Source organism: Streptomyces sp. NPDC041124 (genome assembly GCF_055592385.1).
Map to the genome: position 1 here is coordinate 409,376 of NZ_JBVIYR010000003.1, position 15,666 is coordinate 425,041.

The 15,666-nt window shown below is 68.3% G+C and carries 18 protein-coding genes, 1 tRNA gene and 5 pseudogenes; 16 read left to right on the forward strand and 8 right to left on the reverse strand.

What is annotated here, in order from left to right:
• The first annotated feature begins 194 nt into the window (after nt 1-194).
• The 5 genes and pseudogenes from ACZ6A9_RS10160 (at nt 195) to ACZ6A9_RS10180 (ending at nt 3,894) form a co-directional block, all read left to right on the forward strand.
• A complete protein-coding gene (locus tag ACZ6A9_RS10160) occupies nt 195-1,229 on the forward strand; it encodes a permease (protein ID WP_468981958.1) in 1,035 nt (344 codons plus the stop codon).
• A complete protein-coding gene (locus tag ACZ6A9_RS10165; protein WP_468981960.1) occupies nt 1,226-1,975 on the forward strand; it encodes a TIGR03943 family putative permease subunit in 750 nt (249 codons plus the stop codon). Before ACZ6A9_RS10160 ends, ACZ6A9_RS10165 begins: the two co-directional genes overlap by 4 nt.
• 126 nt (nt 1,976-2,101) lie before the next feature.
• Nucleotides 2,102-2,557 (forward strand): VOC family protein, encoded by a 456-nt coding sequence (locus ACZ6A9_RS10170; RefSeq protein WP_468981963.1) that lies wholly within the window; start codon nt 2,102-2,104, stop codon nt 2,555-2,557.
• A 608-nt stretch (nt 2,558-3,165) separates the two neighbouring features.
• Nucleotides 3,166-3,252, forward strand: a pseudogene (locus ACZ6A9_RS10175) (IS5/IS1182 family transposase); the annotation flags it as partial.
• A 210-nt stretch (nt 3,253-3,462) separates the two neighbouring features.
• Nucleotides 3,463-3,894 carry a hypothetical protein gene (locus tag ACZ6A9_RS10180; RefSeq protein WP_468981966.1) on the forward strand — a complete coding sequence of 144 codons (432 nt, stop codon included), beginning with the start codon at nt 3,463-3,465 and terminating at the stop codon, nt 3,892-3,894.
• A gap of 345 nt (nt 3,895-4,239) precedes the next feature.
• On the opposite strand, the pseudogene ACZ6A9_RS10185 reads toward ACZ6A9_RS10180, so the two are convergent.
• Nucleotides 4,240-4,608 (reverse strand): annotated as a pseudogene (locus ACZ6A9_RS10185) (PIN domain-containing protein).
• Nucleotides 4,605-4,709 (reverse strand): annotated as a pseudogene (locus tag ACZ6A9_RS10190) (type II toxin-antitoxin system VapB family antitoxin); the annotation flags it as partial. The pseudogenes ACZ6A9_RS10185 and ACZ6A9_RS10190, both read right to left, overlap by 4 nt.
• A 249-nt stretch (nt 4,710-4,958) precedes the next feature.
• On the opposite strand from ACZ6A9_RS10190, the gene ACZ6A9_RS10195 reads away from it, so the two are divergent.
• Nucleotides 4,959-5,633: a lytic polysaccharide monooxygenase auxiliary activity family 9 protein gene (locus ACZ6A9_RS10195; RefSeq protein WP_468981968.1), complete on the forward strand. Its 675-nt coding sequence runs from the start codon at nt 4,959-4,961 to the stop codon at nt 5,631-5,633.
• A gap of 375 nt (nt 5,634-6,008) precedes the next feature.
• On the opposite strand, the gene ACZ6A9_RS10200 is transcribed toward ACZ6A9_RS10195, so the two are convergent.
• The 3 genes from ACZ6A9_RS10200 to ACZ6A9_RS10210 form a co-directional block, all read right to left on the reverse strand.
• Nucleotides 6,009-6,842, reverse strand: coding sequence for a PIG-L family deacetylase (locus tag ACZ6A9_RS10200; protein WP_468981971.1), 834 nt, complete (start codon nt 6,840-6,842; stop codon nt 6,009-6,011).
• A gap of 468 nt (nt 6,843-7,310) precedes the next feature.
• On the reverse strand, nt 7,311-7,718 hold the full coding sequence (locus ACZ6A9_RS10205) for a type II toxin-antitoxin system VapC family toxin (RefSeq protein WP_468981974.1): 408 nt from the start codon (nt 7,716-7,718) through the stop codon (nt 7,311-7,313).
• A complete protein-coding gene (locus ACZ6A9_RS10210) occupies nt 7,715-7,981 on the reverse strand; it encodes a ribbon-helix-helix domain-containing protein (RefSeq protein WP_468981977.1) in 267 nt (88 codons plus the stop codon). The genes ACZ6A9_RS10205 and ACZ6A9_RS10210 overlap by 4 nt, the downstream gene beginning before the upstream one ends.
• 214 nt (nt 7,982-8,195) lie before the next feature.
• Between ACZ6A9_RS10210 and ACZ6A9_RS10215 the strand changes: the two genes are divergently transcribed.
• From ACZ6A9_RS10215 to ACZ6A9_RS10230, 4 genes are all read left to right on the forward strand, one after another.
• Nucleotides 8,196-8,660 carry a hypothetical protein gene (locus ACZ6A9_RS10215; protein ID WP_468981982.1) on the forward strand — a complete coding sequence of 155 codons (465 nt, stop codon included), beginning with the start codon at nt 8,196-8,198 and terminating at the stop codon, nt 8,658-8,660.
• Entirely contained in the window at nt 8,660-8,956 is a 297-nt protein-coding gene (locus ACZ6A9_RS10220) for a transcriptional regulator (protein WP_468981988.1), read from the forward strand. Before ACZ6A9_RS10215 ends, ACZ6A9_RS10220 begins: the two co-directional genes overlap by 1 nt.
• 586 nt (nt 8,957-9,542) lie before the next feature.
• Nucleotides 9,543-9,764 carry a type II toxin-antitoxin system VapB family antitoxin gene (locus tag ACZ6A9_RS10225; RefSeq protein WP_468981993.1) on the forward strand — a complete coding sequence of 74 codons (222 nt, stop codon included), beginning with the start codon at nt 9,543-9,545 and terminating at the stop codon, nt 9,762-9,764.
• Nucleotides 9,761-10,171 carry a PIN domain-containing protein gene (locus ACZ6A9_RS10230; protein WP_468981998.1) on the forward strand — a complete coding sequence of 137 codons (411 nt, stop codon included), beginning with the start codon at nt 9,761-9,763 and terminating at the stop codon, nt 10,169-10,171. The genes ACZ6A9_RS10225 and ACZ6A9_RS10230 overlap by 4 nt, the downstream gene beginning before the upstream one ends.
• A gap of 95 nt (nt 10,172-10,266) precedes the next feature.
• Here ACZ6A9_RS10230 and ACZ6A9_RS10235 read toward each other — a convergent pair.
• Nucleotides 10,267-10,488 (reverse strand): annotated as a pseudogene (locus ACZ6A9_RS10235) (transposase); the annotation flags it as partial.
• Between the two features lie 36 nt (nt 10,489-10,524).
• On the opposite strand from ACZ6A9_RS10235, the gene ACZ6A9_RS10240 reads away from it, so the two are divergent.
• From ACZ6A9_RS10240 to ACZ6A9_RS10255, 4 genes and pseudogenes are all read left to right on the forward strand, one after another.
• Nucleotides 10,525-11,154: a class I SAM-dependent methyltransferase gene (locus ACZ6A9_RS10240; RefSeq protein WP_468982004.1), complete on the forward strand. Its 630-nt coding sequence runs from the start codon at nt 10,525-10,527 to the stop codon at nt 11,152-11,154.
• Nucleotides 11,155-11,242: 88 nt separating this feature from the next.
• Nucleotides 11,243-11,338: pseudogene (locus tag ACZ6A9_RS10245) on the forward strand (type II toxin-antitoxin system RelE/ParE family toxin); the annotation flags it as partial.
• A gap of 65 nt (nt 11,339-11,403) precedes the next feature.
• Nucleotides 11,404-11,679 (forward strand): helix-turn-helix domain-containing protein, encoded by a 276-nt coding sequence (locus ACZ6A9_RS10250; protein WP_468982007.1) that lies wholly within the window; start codon nt 11,404-11,406, stop codon nt 11,677-11,679.
• A 378-nt stretch (nt 11,680-12,057) separates the two neighbouring features.
• Nucleotides 12,058-12,804 (forward strand): transposase family protein, encoded by a 747-nt coding sequence (locus tag ACZ6A9_RS10255; protein ID WP_468982009.1) that lies wholly within the window; start codon nt 12,058-12,060, stop codon nt 12,802-12,804.
• A 53-nt stretch (nt 12,805-12,857) separates the two neighbouring features.
• Here ACZ6A9_RS10255 and ACZ6A9_RS10260 read toward each other — a convergent pair.
• Nucleotides 12,858-12,931, reverse strand: a tRNA-Gly gene (locus ACZ6A9_RS10260).
• 508 nt (nt 12,932-13,439) lie between these two features.
• Between ACZ6A9_RS10260 and dcd the strand changes: the two genes are divergently transcribed.
• A complete protein-coding gene (gene dcd, locus ACZ6A9_RS10265) occupies nt 13,440-14,015 on the forward strand; it encodes a dCTP deaminase (protein WP_189557440.1) in 576 nt (191 codons plus the stop codon).
• On the forward strand, nt 14,012-14,509 hold the full coding sequence (locus ACZ6A9_RS10270) for a phosphoribosyltransferase (RefSeq protein ID WP_189557441.1): 498 nt from the start codon (nt 14,012-14,014) through the stop codon (nt 14,507-14,509). The genes dcd and ACZ6A9_RS10270 overlap by 4 nt, the downstream gene beginning before the upstream one ends.
• 68 nt (nt 14,510-14,577) lie before the next feature.
• Here ACZ6A9_RS10270 and ACZ6A9_RS10275 read toward each other — a convergent pair whose 3' ends face one another.
• Nucleotides 14,578-15,597: a Yip1 family protein gene (locus ACZ6A9_RS10275; protein WP_468982016.1), complete on the reverse strand. Its 1,020-nt coding sequence runs from the start codon at nt 15,595-15,597 to the stop codon at nt 14,578-14,580.
• Between the last annotated feature and the right edge of the window lie 69 nt (nt 15,598-15,666).

Below are 15,666 nucleotides of genomic sequence, written 5' to 3' on the forward strand. Positions count from 1 at the left end.
TCCCGGCAGTGCTGGCACATGCCCCGTGGGACCGACCCGGGCAGGGCACCGATGTACTGCGAAGCCGCCCGGCCGCAACGCCGCGCACAGGCGCGGGAGACCGACGAACGTGGCCCGCGGGGGCTGGCGCGGGCGGATTCCGTGCGCGCAGACGCCCGTTATGTTGATCGGAACATCTGACAGGCGGAGCTGGCATGCAGACAACAGAAGAACGGGCTGGGGAGGACGAGACCGCCGACGCGGTCGGAGCGGTGGAGGACGACGCCACCCCCGCCTGGCTCCGGTTCTGGCCGCTTCTGTTGCTGGGCGCGGCCACGGTTCCCGGAGCGGTGCTCTACCTCGGCGGCCGGTACCTGGACACGCCCATGGTGCAGGCGTGGCGGACCATCTGTCTCGCCGTGACCGTCCAGGCGCTGCCCTTCCTCCTGCTGGGGACGGTCCTGTCCGGCGCCATCAACGCCTTCGTGCCGGCACGGGTGTTCAACCGTGTGCTGCCCCGCCGGCCGGTGCTCGCCGTGCCGGTGGCCGGTGCGGCGGGCGTCGTGCTGCCGGGCTGCGAGTGCGCGTCGGTTCCGGTGGCGAACCGCCTGATCGGGCGGGGCGTCACACCCGCGGCCGCGTTCGCGTTCCTGCTGTCGGCGCCCGCGATCAACCCAGTGGTGCTGACGGCCACCGCGGTGGCCTTCCCCGGGAACCCGGCCGTGGTCGCCGCCCGGCTGCTGGCCTCGCTGGGGACGGCGTTGGTGATGGGCTGGCTGTGGCTGTGGCTGGGGCGGGCCGAGTGGCTGAAACCGGCCGTGCGGCGCGATGGGCATCAGACGGGTGGCAGCCGGTGGCGGGAGTTCCGGGCCGGCTTCCAGCACGACTTCCTGCACGCGGGCGGATTCCTGGTGGTGGGCGCGATGGCGGCGGCCACGTTCAACGTGGCGGTGCCCCGCTCCGTGCTGGACACGTTCTCCGGTTCGCCCTGGCTGTCCGTGCTGTTCCTGGCCGGGCTGGCGATCGTACTGGCGCTGTGTTCGGAGGCCGACGCGTTCGTGGCCGCGTCGCTCACCGGATTCTCACCGACCGCGCGGCTGACGTTCATGGTCGTCGGTCCGGTGGTCGACATGAAGCTGATCGCCCTGCAGGCGGGTACCTTCGGCAAGGCGTTCGCGATCCGGTTCTCCGCCGCCACCGTGGTCGTGGCGGTTCTGCTCAGCGTGCTGATCGGAGGAGTCCTGCTGTGAGACGTCCGCTCCAGGCGACCCTGCTCGTCCTCAGCGGCATCGGCCTGCTGCGCGTGTCCCTGTTCACCGACCTGTACCTGCGGTACGTCAAGGAGGGGATGCGCCCGATGCTCATCGCCTCCGGAGCCCTGCTGATCCTGCTGGGCGTGGCGGACGCGGTGTCGTACGCCCGACGGCGCGACGGCGACGGACACACGGACCACGGCGACAGCGCCCACGGGCACAGCCACTCCGGCGCACCTCGTACCGCGTGGCTGCTCTTCCTCCCGGCGTTGAGCCTGTTGTTCTACGCTCCGCCCGCTCTCGGCGCGTACACCGCCTCCCGCCAACCGCCCAAGACCGTCACGTACGAGGACGACTTCGCCCCGCTGCCCGCGACCTCACCGCTTGTGATGACCCTGTCGGACTTCACCCGCCGCGTGCAGCAGGACCGCACGCGGGCCATCGAGGGGCGCACGGTCCAGTTGACGGGATTCGTCACCTCCGGCGAGCGGGACGACCACTGGTTCCTCAACCGGATCGTCATCTCCTGCTGCGCGGCGGACGCCCAGTCCGTGAAAGTACGCATCCACCGCACCTCGGCCCCGCCGGCCGACACCTGGGTGACCGTCACGGGCACCTGGCACCCCGGTGGAACCCTGGGCACGAGCTCCGCCTCCGCCGCGCTCGACGCCCGTTCCGTGGAGAAGATCACCAAGCCGGCGAACGCGTACACCGACGCCCTCCCGCTCGACCCCACGAGATGAACCGGCGCCCTCCCGTGATCCGTGCAGGCCACCACCTGCTCGTGGTCACGCCGGGTCGTCCGCCCGCGTGGGCCATCCGGAAGAAGGAGTGGACCGTCTGTCAGACCTGCCTGGGAGGCTTCGGACATGGAGATGACAGTGCAGCTGACGATCGACTGCTCCGATCCACAGAGAATGGTGGCGTTCTGGGCCCGGGCCCTGGGCTACGTGCCCGAGCCCGCGCCGGACGGGCACGCCACGTGGCGCGCCTACTGGGAGGCGATGGGGGTGCCCGCGGAGGAGCTGCCGACCGGGGCCGGCGACGTTCCGGAGTCGATCGTCGATCCGGCGGGGCGCGGACCACGCGTGTGGTTCCAGCAGGTTCCGGAGCCCAAGACCGCCAAGAACCGGTGGCACTTCGACCTGAAGGTCGGTGGCGGCCGTGACGTCCCGCTGGACGTCCGCGCGCGGCGGGTCAGGGCCGCGGTGGACCAGCTGGTCGAGGCCGGTGCCACCGTGCTGAGGATCAAGGACGAGCCGGAGGCGGGGCTCTACGCCGCCGCCATGCAGGACCCCGAGGGCAACGAGTTCGACGTCGTCTGAGGACCTCGTAGCGGACCGCGCGCTTGCCGTAGCGCGTGGCGGCACAGGGGAGTGTCGGGTGTGGCTTCCTGGCCGTCATCGCACGGCAGATGCTGGCATCATGATGCTCATGACCTCGTACCGAAAGGCCGATGCCGCGTAGACGGCCCGGCGCGCTACGCGCTGAACAGTCTCCTCGTGTCCCTCGGAGCCTGCCCCCGGACCGGATCCACGGTCTCTCGTCCCGGACCAGCGTGGCGATAGATCGTGTAGAGAGATTCTCGGGCGACTACTACCTCTACCCCGGCGCTACCGACCGCGCGCTGCGGCGATACGAAGCGTTCCTGCACACACCGGGCCGACGACCCCTGTATCCGCAGGAGACGGGGTGTTCATGCCGTGGCTGTTCCTTCGAGGACGTCCGACACGCCCGCGATGTGCTTGAGGAAGTCCTGCGGCAGTTGCCCCCCAGGCCACTGGCCGAGCTCAGGGACCGAGTGCGTCCCCTGGACGTCAGGTATCTCGAGCGCACACTGCCGGATCAGTTCGCGGCTCATCGTCAGTGGCGCTCTGACCGCTGGTGGCGGCGCCGCCTGGCCGACGGTCCGGAAGGCCGGTGAGGAGTCGGGCTGAGCCCGCGCTGCGTCGGCAGGCTCGTGACCGCCCTGCGCCGCGAGGGAACGGAAGGGGCCCGCCGAGTCCGGCCGTGGAGCCTGCTGCGAGGCAATGCACTCGGCCGCGGTGATCTACCGACGCTCGTGTCAGGCGTAGTGGCGCCCCTTTCACATGGCTCGTCTCCTGCCGGCGGTAAAGGGACGATTCGCTCCCTGGCTCCAGGTGATCCACTCTAAACTGGGCCGAACAAGAATCACGCGCGCACGCATGCACGCGCCGAGATATACCTGACTGATCATCGGAGGTTCGGCATGCAATTTGCCGGAATAGCCATTTCCATCCTTGCGCTCGGAATCAGCATTTTCTCGCTCATCGATCGAAAGAGGCTCGACAGGAGAGACCTCACTCTCAAGCTGCACGAGACGCTCATCTCCCCCGAACTGCAAGCCGGCAGGCACATTCTCTTCAACCTCGACAGAGAGGTTTCGGAGCTCAGTCCAGATGAGTACCGGAGTGCCAATAGAGCATTGGCTACTCTCGACGTCGCTGGTTTCTACTGCGCCAAGGGGTACGTCAACGAAAAGGACTTCCTCGACCTTTGGTCGCCCTCTTTGGCCAAGCTCAAATACAAGGCGGCCCCTTTCTTGGCCCATCGGGACGCGGAGAGGTCAGCCGGACTGCCGGCTTGGCCTTATTACAGAAAGCTTGTCGACAAAGCCGAGATGAATCTGAGATCCCGCTGACGTCCGGCAATGCCCCAGACCGGCACGCGGACGAGGACCGGCAGCGTGAGGTCGCCGCCGGGCTGGACGACCTCGTGAGCAACGCCCGTGCGAAGCGCCACAGTGACGCCGTGCGCACCACACGGAGGAGCCGTCGGCGAGCCGGGTCGGTTCGCGCCGATGTCGACCGTGGGTGTCCGCTCCTACGGGCACGCCATGGGTAGGGGGCGCGACGACCGAGCCGACCCGATGCCGTGCCCCCGGCACGCGTCACCCACCGGTCTCCAGTCAGGGGGCGCCTTCGCACATGCGCAGAGCCTGAGCGGAACGGGGCAGCTTCGGGTGAAAGGGCGGCGCTCCCTTGGTTCACTTGCCGGCTGCGGGCCCGTACCACTGGAGCGCTTGGCCGGTGACGGCGGCGATGCACTCGAAGTCCCGGTCGCGGTGGAGCAGTGTCAGTCCCTGCAACTCGGCCGTGGCGGCCACCACGAGGTCGACGGCGCCGGCGCTGCGGTGCTGCCCGCGCTGAGTGAGGACCTCCTGGACCCGTCAGGCGCGATCGTAGGCGCGATCGTCGACCGGCACCCGGCCGAAGAGCAGGCGCATGTCCTCGATGCCTGGTGTGCGGTCGGCAGTGGAACGCGTGCTGTAGAAGAACTCCGGCTCGGTGATGGGGCAGGTGGCGACGAGCCCGGCGGCTGCCGCCTGGTCCCAGCCGTACTGCTCGGCGTTCACCGGCGGTAGTTCCTCTTGTCCTCGAAGAGATCGAGGTCGAAGGCGCCCTCCTCCGCCGACGCCCGCAGACGGGTGAGCGCCAGGGCCCGCCGCCGGTTCTCCGCTCCTACCAGGCGACTTGCCTTGCCATGTTGCGAACGCCCTTTCCTGGCATCGCTCCCGCAGATCGGTCCAGGCCGCATCCTCGCGTTCCGGTCCGGGAACGGTCCTGACTCCCGGCTCACGGCAGAGTGCCTGCTCACCGGCCATCCCTGTGATCAACTCCGTTTGTTCCATTGACATTTCACTCATCGGGCCTACCGTTGGGAGCGCTCCCATTGCAGCTTGCCACTGGAAGGAGTTCCCCCCACATGCGCAAACAAAGTTCGTCGACCGGGCGTTCGCGGTCGCCCCTCCGCCGGCCTCTCCAGGTGCTCGTCATGCTGTTCGCCGTAGTTGTCGGCGCACTGACCTGGTCGGCCCCCGCCCAGGCTCACGGCACCGTCGTCGGCCCCGCCACCCGCGCGTACCAGTGCTGGAAGACGTGGGGCAGCAACCACACGAACCCGGCCATGAGGACCGAAGACCCCATGTGCTGGCAGGCTTTCCAGGCCAACCCCGACACCATGTGGAACTGGATGAGTGCGCTCCGCGACGGCCTCGGTGGCCAGTTCCAGGCACGGACCCCCGACGGGACGCTCTGCAGCAACAACCTCTCGAGGAACGCCAGCCTGAACACGCCCGGGCAGTGGAAGACCACCACCGTCGGCAACAACTTCTCGGTCCACCTGTACGACCAGGCGTCCCACGGTGCCGACTACTTCAAGGTCTACGTCAGCAAGCAGGGTTTCGACCCCAAGACCCAGACCCTGGGCTGGGGCAACCTCGACTTCATCACGCAGACCGGCCGTTTCGCCCCGGCTCAGAACATCACGTTCCCCGTCCAGACCTCGGGCTACACCGGACACCACATCGTGTTCGTGATCTGGCAGGCCTCGCACCTCGACCAGGCCTACATGTGGTGCAGCGACGTGAACTTCGGCTGAGCCGGGAAGCGCCGCCCACGGCACCGGCCTCTGCCAGAAGCCGGTGACCCGCCGCCCGACCGAGCCCCGTCGGGACGGGGGACCCATGTGGTCACCCTGCCCCGACGGGGCTTCCTGCCCTCCTTGCGCTGTGACCGGGAACCCTTGCCGGACCGCTCGTTGTGCTGGATGTCAGGACGGCGTGGGGCAGGGGCGGGCAGGGCATCACCGGTGAGGGCCCGCGGGGCTGACCTGGAGGGGCCCGTCACGACCGCGTACACCGGAGCCGACATGTGGACCGGTCGATGTTGATGGGAGCACCGCCGAAGCGCCGTAAGCGACCCGCTCGATCGGCCGTCCGGTCGGTGCGCTTTCCCGACCGGTCCCCCGGGCGGATCAGCGCAGTCCGGCGAAGAGATCATTCTCGGGCAGGGCCGCGCCGGTGGCGTCCTGGACACGTACGAAGGTCTCCGTGCCCATCAACTCGCCGAACCTCTCCTTCCCCATCCTGAGGAAGAAGATGTTCTCGCCCTGACTGGCATGCGCGGCCAACGCGTCGAACTTCTGACCGCTGAACGCTGTGGTGTCCACCCACGTGGTGACCTCATCGTCAGGGAGGCCGATCTCGGCCATCGCGGCGGCCTCGGCGGGGTCCGGCTCCGGCATGTCCGGATGGAACTCGCGCATGATCTCGCCGAACCGCTGCATCCCCGAGCGGGGCATCGTGGTCCAGTACACCTTCGGTGTCAGCGCGGTCATCTCCAGCGCCGCCATCGTGATGCGGTGGGCCTGGATGTGGTCGGGGTGGCCGTAGAAGCCGTTCTCGTCGTAGGTGACGACCACATCAGGCCGGTAGTGCCGCATGAGTTCCGCGAGTCGGGCCGCGCCTTCCTCCACGGGGGTCTGCCAGAAGGATCCGGGGGCGTCGTTGCTCGGCCAGCCCGCCATCCCGGAGTCGGCATAGTCCAGCATCTCCAGATCGCTGACCTCCAGGACGTCACAGCTCGCTTTGAGTTCTTGACGACGCATCAAGGCGACCGCCGCCGGGTCGTGCCCGGGATCGCCCGGCTTGACACCCCCCGGCCCGTCACCGCAACCACCATCGGTACACGTCACGAGAACCGTGCGGATGCCTTCCGCCGCGTACCGCGCCAGGACACCTCCGGTTCCGGTGGCCTCGTCGTCGGGGTGGGCGTGTACTGCCATGAGCGTCAAGGGCCGGTCAGTCATGAAAAGTCCTCCTGCTGGTATGACCCGAGTACGCGGCGGGCGTGCCGCGACACTGGAGCCCGGATCCTGGTAGGGCGGATGACCTTGCGGCCTCAGTGCTCCCGCCGTCCGGCGCCGGCCCCTCGGTCGGTGCAACCGCGCCGGACGCACCGGCTGTTCCCCGCGCGGCCACTTCGCCTTCGAGCGTCGGCGTTCCACGCGACCGCGGAGAATCGAACTCGCGCTCTCAGCTCGGGAAGCGACGGCGCTTGGGCGGCCATCGGCTTCTGACCTGCAGTCTCGCGGAGTGCGACCTGTACCGCCGGTGCCGGGACTCACCGCTGCGGACCGTGATTGTCCGTCTGTACGGGCACGCGGCTCGGCGGCCCGCTGAGGAGATGGCGGAGTGCTTCGAAGCGTCTGTTCCGGGCCGGGGAGTGGGCGGGGCGTAGGAGCCCGGTTGCGGCTGCGCACGGTCTGTCCTGGACGTCAGACGTCCCGGATGATGACGCGGTCACCGCAGAGTCTGGTCCAGTCGTCCCTGTCCGAGGTGAGGACGAGGGCCGGGGCCGGGGAGCGCAGGGCCATCGCGGCCACCAGGGCGTCGATCGCGTACTTGTGCCCGTGCAGTCCCCCGGCCTCCTTCAGCAGCTTCACCGCCTCGAGCGAGTCCTCCGGTGTCACGGCTTCGAGCCGGAGGCGGGAGAGGTACCAGTGCAGGCGAGGCATGTCGGTCTTGCCGTGCGCCGCCTCGACGACGGTCAGCGCCGAGACGCGGACGGGCAGACCCGCTCTGCGGGTCGCCTCGATGCGGGCCGTCATTGCGCGGTCGCTGCGCAGGAGCAGCGACAGCGCCTGCGAATCGAGGACGACCGAGCGGACGGCGCCCTCCTTCACGCAGCGTGCCTTCCTTCGCTTCCGGCGTCGCCGAAGAGCTCCCGGGCCGCGGCTTCGATCTCCGCCTCGGTCAGAGGACCGTGCTCGGACTCCTGAGCGACGACGATCTCCGCCAGGCCGTCCATCTCGAGCTGATGCCGGACAGCCTCCGTGATGTAGGAGGACAGTCCGCGCTTCCCGGTCCGCTCCCGCAGCACGGCGAGCAGGTCGGCAGGCAGGGAGACGGAGACGTTCTCGGTGTTTCCCGCACGCTGGGTAGCCATGGCTGCAATGTACGACAGCAAGTAATACAGCGTCCATCGTAGGGGCGGCCTGGCCTACCGTGCGCCCTGGGGCCCACCCTCATTGGTCCGACAGCCACGGCAAGGGGTGCTTGCGTATCGGCAACCTTCTCTTTCCATCTCGGAAACTCTCCGCCACGCTTTCCGGAGGGAAACAAACGCGGCGCGAAACATGCCGGAGCAAGCTCGTGCCGCCTTGACCGACGCCGATCGGATCCGGGTCTCGACCGAGGCGTTGTCGGCCACTCCAAGGCCGACCTGGCTCTTCGTCTCGCTGACGCTCTACATCGCCGCGATTCCGATCTGTGTCGGAGGCGCCAGGGCCAGCAGGGAATGGTTGCTTTCGCGCTTGGCCTGGATGGGCGTGCTGGTGGCGGTCATCACTGTGCACGGAGGGCTTCAGGCTGTCGCGACGCGGGCCTGGCGTGACCGTACGGGGGTGGCGCTGCGGCTGGACGTGCTGCCGAGGCGGGCGATCGTTCCGATCGCGGCCGGCTTGCCCGTGCTGATGGTGGGGGCGCCGTTGGCCTTTCGCGTCACCGGCCGCCCGATCTGGCTGATCGCGGCCTCGCTGACCGGCGTCGCCGTCTCCGTTGGCTGTCACCTCGCATTCGTGCGCCTGCACCGCAATGCCGCGGGAGTGCCGGAGGACGCGAGCTGATGGAGGGCTTCGACGTGGTTGTCCATGCCCCCAACCGGTTGCGCGTCTGCGCCCTGCTGGACGCCGCAGGCGAGGCCGAGTTCGGTCTGGTGCAGCAGCAACTGGGCGTCTCCGCCTCCGTACTGAGCAAGCATGTCGGCGTGCTGATGGACGCCGGCTACGTCGAGCAGCGCAAGGCCCTCCGTGACACCCGGCAGCGTGTGTGGCTTCGGCTGACCCGGCAGGGCGAGGACGCGTATCGCGGCCACCTCGCGGCACTGCGGGCGATCGTGGGCCCGCCGGGTACGACTCTCTGATCACCGACGAGTGCCGATCGATGTGCGCGGCACTGCACCGAGCCGGTCACCCAGGTCGACGTTCGTCTGGAGACCGGACGACGGGAGGTCAACGGCGCCGCCCGGGTCGCCCTTTGTCTTCACCGTCGCTCGGCCCGAGTCGTTCTCGTCGTCCTCAGGGCACGCGGAGGGCGCGGTGCCCTGAAAATGGTCTAGACAAACAACAAGTCCCGGGTCGCTGACCTGGGGCTTCACCATGGAGCGGGTGACGAGAATCGAACTCGCGCTCTCAGCTTGGGAAGCGACGGCGCTTGCGCGGCCGCGTAGCTGCTGACCTGCACGGATTCGTATCGCGACTGTAGGCGTGAGTGCTTGGTGGCACCGCTGGTGACCGTGGTTGTCCACTCTTAGGGCACGCTGTGGGCATGGGAGCGACCAGTAGCCGGGCCGCACAGCGCTCAATGCCTGCACCGGACGGACCGCATCGTCTCTGAGGCTGGTCTGGAGGGCCCGTCGCGACTGCAACACCGGGAGCCGACATGTGGACGGCGAATGTTGGTGACGTATTCTTCTATGTACATCACCAACATTGTGCGGGAGGCGTGATATGTCCGTGACCCAGATCGACATCGACGACGACGCCCTGGAGCGAGTCATGGCGCTGGCCCACGTCCGGACCAAGAAGGAGGCGGTCAATCTCGCTCTGAACTTCTACGCCGAGCAGCAGGAGCGTGCGGCGCGCATCAGCCGTCACTTCGAGCGTGCCCGCGAGTGGGGTGCCGTCGAGGACGCCGAGCGTCTGCACAGGGCGGAGAAGCACAGCCGGTGATCTACCTGCTCGACACGTCCGGCCTGGTCCGGCTGCTCCGCGATCCGAAACTGCAAGTGGCCTGGTACGACGCGATCGATGCCGGGGCCATCGCATCCTGCTACGTGCAACGCACCGAGTTCCTGTACAACGCTCGGAACCGCCGCGAGTACGACGAGATCGCGGAAATGTTCTCCGACCTCTATCCCGATGCGGCGGTGCCGAAGAACGCAGGGCGTTGGATCAGCGCGGTGCAACACCGTATGGCTCAGGCCGGGGAGCATCGCAGTGCCTCGGCAGTAGACCTCGTCATCGCAGCCACTGCCGCCCACCATGGCCTGGCTGTCCTCCACGACGATGCCGACTACGGCACTGTCGCCCGGCACGCATCCGACCTGACCGAGCACAACATCCACGACATCGTCTGACGTGCCTTTGCCGCCTGACAGGTGGTGTTCCGGGTGGTGAGGGGCTGTCGTAAGGACGGGTGAATCCGCTGATCGGACCGGGTTCGGCAGGAGTGCGAGCCGTCCGCATCCCAGCGGGCGAACCGCTCGTAGACGGTCTGCCACGGCCCGAACCGGTCGGGAAGATCCCGCCACGGAGCCCCGGTCCGCAGCCGCCACAGCACCCCGTTGACCACCTGCCGGTGATCACGCCACGGACGGCCCCGTCCGTCCACCTGGGGCAGAAGGGGCTCTATCCGCCTCCATGCCGCATCCGTCAACTCACCTCGACCTGCCACAAGATCAATTATCAGACCGGCTATAGAGTCCTGCCCGTGGCGAATCATCTGGACGAGACCAGGACGGCCTACGAGGGTGTCGTCGAGCTGTACGCATCGCTGTTCGCAAACCGGCTGGAAACACAGCCTTTCTCCCGGGCCATGATCGGCACCTTCGCCGAACTGGTGCGCGCGACGGGCAACCTGCGGACAGCGGACGTCGGGTGCGGGCCCGGACATCTGACAGCCATGCTGCACGAACTCGGCCTGGACGCCTTCGGACTAGACCTTGCCCCGGGCATGGTCGGCCACGCCCGGCAGGCCCATCCGGCGCTGCGCTTCCAAGAGGCGCGGATGGAATCCCTGCCGATCGAGGACGCCGCGCTCGGCGGCGTGCTGGCCCACTACTCAATGATTCACACCCCTCCGGGGGAACTACCGGAGCTGCTCGCCGAACAGGTACGCGTCCTGGCACCGAACGGTCTGCTCCTGGTCTCCTTCTTCGGGACCGACGGACAAGTACCGGTCCGGTTCGACCACAAGGTGGCGCCCGCCTACAGCTGGCCGGTGGATCGCCTCGCCGAACTGCTGGGCGATGCTGGGCTCGATCCCTTCGCCCGGCTGATCCACGATCCATCCTCTGATCGGGGCTTCCTCGACACCCATCTACTGGCCCGCCGTTCGTAGCCACTGCCCAGTCCCCCCAGCCGATCGGCGCACCTCCGGATTGCCAGCTCAGCCGAATCTCGCTGATCAGACCGGAATTGTCAGACACCCCCTAGTTGACCGGCTGAAGGGATCGGAATTGCATCACCTCAAGGAGCTGAGGCCGGGGTCAGGTGGCCGGTCCGAGATCCGGATCATCTTCGCCTTACCCCGCAGGACTGGGAGACCCTGGAGCAGGATCTGTACTCGGCCGGTGTGGATCCCGCTGAGGTGGAAGCCGGTTCACCTCGACTGCTGGCGGAAGCCCGTGGTCATCAACTCGCTGAGACGCGCGAGCAGTACGGGCTGGCCCAGAGGGATGTGGCTGCCCGTATGGGTGTGAGCATCGCTCGCGTGTCCCAGATCGAGCACGGCGAGGGCGCCACTCTCGATGTCATCGCACGTTACGTCGAAGCGCTCGGTGGCAGGTTGGACCTGGTTGCCGACTTCGGTGATCACACGCTGCGGATGCCGGCAAGTGGTGGTCAGGGCAGTGCGGCGGCGTAGCCGGCCCGAAAGCTTTGTGTGCGGTGCATGCGACGCACCGTCCGGCAGCATTTTCCGGGGAACATCAGGCTGAGGGCTCTCCCCGTTCGATCTTGCATAGCTTGACGTGAAACCGCAGGTCAGCAGTGTGCACTGACGTGAGGAGCAGTGGTTGACGGGCCTCAACTGAGTATCCGTTCCCTCCGTGTGCCCCATCTTCGAGTGCATGAGGGTACGAAAAGCACCGAAGAGTCAGAGAACGCTTCTCATCCTGTGGCTCGCGGGCGATGACGGCTGACGGTCGGGGGCCGTGACGCGGCAGGGCTCCTGGTCGTTGCGGCTGGTGATCTCACTCGCCAACGCCTCGGCACCGGAGCCCTGTTGGTCCCGTATCGGGTCATGCCCGACGTCCCTCACGAGGTCGTTGAGCACGTTTCCTGGCTCATCTGCGCCCGAAGGTGCGAGCTGAACTCCCGCCGGCGCAGGCTGGGCTGCTTCCGGCAGGCTCTGCTGGTCGTGGTGCACCTGCGCAAGAACGAGACCCCGGCCCAGGTCGCCGCGGGGTTCGGCGTCTCCACCGCCACCGCCGGCCGGTACGTGAGCGAAACGGTCGACATCCTCGCCGAACGCGCCCCGAGTCTGCACGAAGCCCTGCGCGAACCGCCGCCGGAGGGGTTCGTCATCCTCGACGGCACCCTGATCCCCACCGACCGTATCGCAGCGGACGAGCCGCACCACTCGATGAGGCACCGCCGCCACGGGATGAAGGTGCAGGTCGTGGCCGCCCCGGACGGAACACCGCTGTGGTTCTCCCGGGCTCTGCCCGGCCGCACGCACGACCTGACCGCGGCCCGCGCACACAGGGTGATCCAAGCCTGCCCGTCCCGCCGGCTCCTCGTCCTGGCCGACCGCGCCTGCCAGGGCGCCGGCGCCACTGTCCGCACTCCCTACTACCGCCACCACGAACTTCCCGAGCACTACCAGCGGTACAACCGCCACCACGCCCGGCTGCGAGCGCCGGGCGAACGCGCCTTCGCCCGCCTCAAACAATGGCGGACCCTCCACAAGGCCCGGTGCACCACCAATCGCATCGGCCGCACGGTCGCCGCCATTCACGCCATCGACATCGCCTGGCGCTCAGGATGAGAAGCGTTCAGAGACGAAGAATAAACCCCAGGTCGCTGACCTGGGGTTTCTCATGGAGCGGGTGACGAGAATCGAACTCGCGCTCTCAGCTTGGGAAGCTGATGTTCTACCATTAAACTACACCCGCGAAAGATCCAGACCCCGCCGTACGAGCGGTGTCCGGACGCTCGCTCACTCTACCCCATGGCAGGCTCCCGGTGTTCAAGGCCCGGGGGCCTGATGGTGTTTCAGGGATTGGAAGCGGCTGCGGGGGGCAGTCGTCGGGGCGTACGGTGGAGCGGCGGTGTGGGTGCGGGGTGCCGCCTGGAGGGTCGTTCCTTTGATCCCGTAACGTGGCTTTTGTCGTCAGGGCAGCAAGCCAGGCGCGGTTCTTGGGGAAGGGACTCTTGGACTTGATGGAGCGCACCGTCGTCCGCTGTGCCGATGGGCACGTGTTCACCGCCACCTCGTTCCCGATGCAGCAGGCCGAGCGACTCGGCCCCGGCCGGCTCTTGCGGTGTCCGCGCTGTGCGCGGCTTCGCAGTGTCGTGCCGGTGAGCCTGCAGAGGCAGTAGGACCGGCGGAACAGGCAGAAGGCGCGGGCGCGCGGGGCGGCCGGTGGTGGGCGTTCCGCGCGCCTTGCGTATTCTCGGGGCGTGCTTCTCTCAGACAAGGACATCCGGGCCGAGATCGACGCCGGGCGGGTGCGGATCGATCCCTACGACGAATCCATGGTGCAGCCGTCCAGCATCGACGTACGCCTCGACCGCTTCTTCCGGGTGTTCGAGAATCACCGGTACCCCCACATCGACCCGTCGGTGGAGCAGTCGGACCTGACGCGGCTGGTGGAGCCGGAGGGGGACGAGCCGTTCATCCTGCATCCCGGTGAGTTCGTGCTGGCCAGCACGTACGAGGTCATCTCGCTGCCGGTCGATCTGGCGTCGCGGCTGGAGGGGAAGAGCTCCCTCGGGCGGCTCGGGCTCGTCACGCACTCCACGGCCGGGTTCATCGACCCCGGTTTCTCCGGGCACGTGACGCTGGAGCTCAGCAATCTCGCGACGCTCCCCATCAAGCTGTGGCCCGGGATGAAGATCGGGCAGCTGTGCATGTTCCGGCTCAGCTCGCCGGCCGAGCACCCGTACGGCAGTGAGCGGTACGGGTCCCGGTACCAGGGCCAGCGGGGGCCGACGGCCTCGCGGTCGTACCTCAACTTCCACCGGACCCAGGTGTGAGCGGCGTGCGGGAGAACCTCAGCTACGAGCAGTTCGGCGTCGCGGTCCGTGAACTCGCCCAGACGATCGCCGACGACGGGTACCAGCCGGACGTGGTGCTGAGCATCGCGCGCGGTGGGGTGTTCGTGGCGGGCGGGCTCGCGTACGCGCTCGACTGCAAGAACATCCACCTGGTGAACGTCGAGTTCTACACCGGGGTCGGCACCACGCTGGAGATGCCCGTCATGCTGGCGCCGGTGCCCAACGCGATCGACTTCACCGACAAGAAGGTGCTGATCGCCGACGACGTCGCCGACACCGGCAAGACGCTCAAGCTCGTCCGCGACTTCTGCCTCGACGCCGTCGCCGAGGTGCGCAGCGCGGTCATCTACGAGAAGACGCAGTCGCTGGTGAAGTGCGAGTACGTGTGGAAGCGGACCGATGAGTGGATCAACTTCCCGTGGAGCGTTCAGCCGCCGGTGGTGCGGCGGGACGGGCAGGTGCTCGACGCCTGAGGGCGGCGGCAGGACGAGAAGGGGCTCCCCGCGGTGCGGGGAGCCCCTTGTCGCTGTGGCCCGGTGGGTCAGAAGGTGCCGAGCTTCACGATCGACAGCAGGGCGATGAGCTGGATCGCCGAGGCGCCCAGGGCCTTGGGCCAGGGGAGGTCGTGGGAGCGGCTGACCATGACCGTGAGCAGGGCGCCGGCCGCGACCCAGGTCGCCCAGCCGAGGAGCTGGACGAAGGAGGCGTCGCCGCCGGCGAACATGGCGACGACCAGGCGCGGCGCGTCCGTGATGGACATGATCAGCATGGAGAGGCCGACCGTGGGCTGCCAGGCGCCGGTGCCGCCGAGCTGGCGGGCCAGGGTGTGGGTGACCACGCCGAGGATGAAGGCGCTGAGGACGAGGGCGACGGCGGTCGTCAGGACGATCGGGACCGCGTTCGACAGGGTGGCGTTGATGGCGTCCTCGCGGGCGCCGTCGAAGCCGAAGACGGCGAGCAGGCCGTAGAGGAAGGTGACGACGAGGGCGGGGCCCCACATGGCGTAGTCGCGCATCTGGAGGAACGTCTGCGCGGGGGACAGGACGATGCCCTTCAGCAGGTCCTTCCAGCGCAGGCGGGGGCCGACCGGGCCGGGGGGCGGGGCGGAGCCGGCGTGGTAGGTCTCGCCCTGGGTGTAGGGGTCGTCGTTGATCGAGAAGGCCTGGGTGTGGCCCGGGTTGTTCGCGGCGTACGGGTCGTGGGGGGCGCCGTGGGAGCCGGGAGGGTAGGCGCCGTCGCCGAAGTACTCCGGCTCGCCGTAGCCGCCCGGGCCGCCGTGCCCGTGTGCGCCGCGGCCGCCGTGTGCCTGCGGCCAGGGGCTGCCGCCCCCGCCGCCCGGTCCGTACGACGGCGGCTGTGGCGCCTGCGGGTAGCCGTACGACGGCCCCGGCGGCGTCTGCTGCCCGTGCGGGGGGTGTTGCGGTCGCGCGTTGGGAGCGCCGTTGTTGTTCCGGCCGCGTCCGATCCTGAATCCAGCCACGTCGTCGAACGTACCTGCTCCCGGGCTGTCGCGTGCCGGGCGCAGGCGTTCGGGCGGGGCATTGCGGCCGAGCTGTGACATCCCCTAAGGGGTCGTCAGCCGGGGTGTCCGTCGTGCGGAGGGGGCGGGGAGGAGCGTGTCCTCCGGGCG

What these genes read in the sequence shown, in the direction of transcription:
- ACZ6A9_RS10160 (WP_468981958.1), top strand. Translation starts at nt 195, where the DNA reads ATGCAGACAACAGAAGAACGGGCTGGGGAGGACGAGACCGCCGACGCG.
- ACZ6A9_RS10180 (WP_468981966.1), top strand. Translation starts at nt 3,463, where the DNA reads ATGCAATTTGCCGGAATAGCCATTTCCATCCTTGCGCTCGGAATCAGC.
- ACZ6A9_RS10225 (WP_468981993.1), top strand. Translation starts at nt 9,543, where the DNA reads ATGTCCGTGACCCAGATCGACATCGACGACGACGCCCTGGAGCGAGTC.
- ACZ6A9_RS10255 (WP_468982009.1), top strand. Translation starts at nt 12,058, where the DNA reads ATGCCCGACGTCCCTCACGAGGTCGTTGAGCACGTTTCCTGGCTCATC.
- ACZ6A9_RS10195 (WP_468981968.1), top strand. Translation starts at nt 4,959, where the DNA reads ATGCGCAAACAAAGTTCGTCGACCGGGCGTTCGCGGTCGCCCCTCCGC.
- ACZ6A9_RS10210 (WP_468981977.1), bottom strand. Translation starts at nt 7,981, where the DNA reads ATGGCTACCCAGCGTGCGGGAAACACCGAGAACGTCTCCGTCTCCCTG.
- ACZ6A9_RS10200 (WP_468981971.1), bottom strand. Translation starts at nt 6,842, where the DNA reads ATGACTGACCGGCCCTTGACGCTCATGGCAGTACACGCCCACCCCGAC.
- ACZ6A9_RS10275 (WP_468982016.1), bottom strand. Translation starts at nt 15,597, where the DNA reads ATGTCACAGCTCGGCCGCAATGCCCCGCCCGAACGCCTGCGCCCGGCA.
- ACZ6A9_RS10170 (WP_468981963.1), top strand. Translation starts at nt 2,102, where the DNA reads ATGGAGATGACAGTGCAGCTGACGATCGACTGCTCCGATCCACAGAGA.
- ACZ6A9_RS10220 (WP_468981988.1), top strand. Translation starts at nt 8,660, where the DNA reads ATGGAGGGCTTCGACGTGGTTGTCCATGCCCCCAACCGGTTGCGCGTC.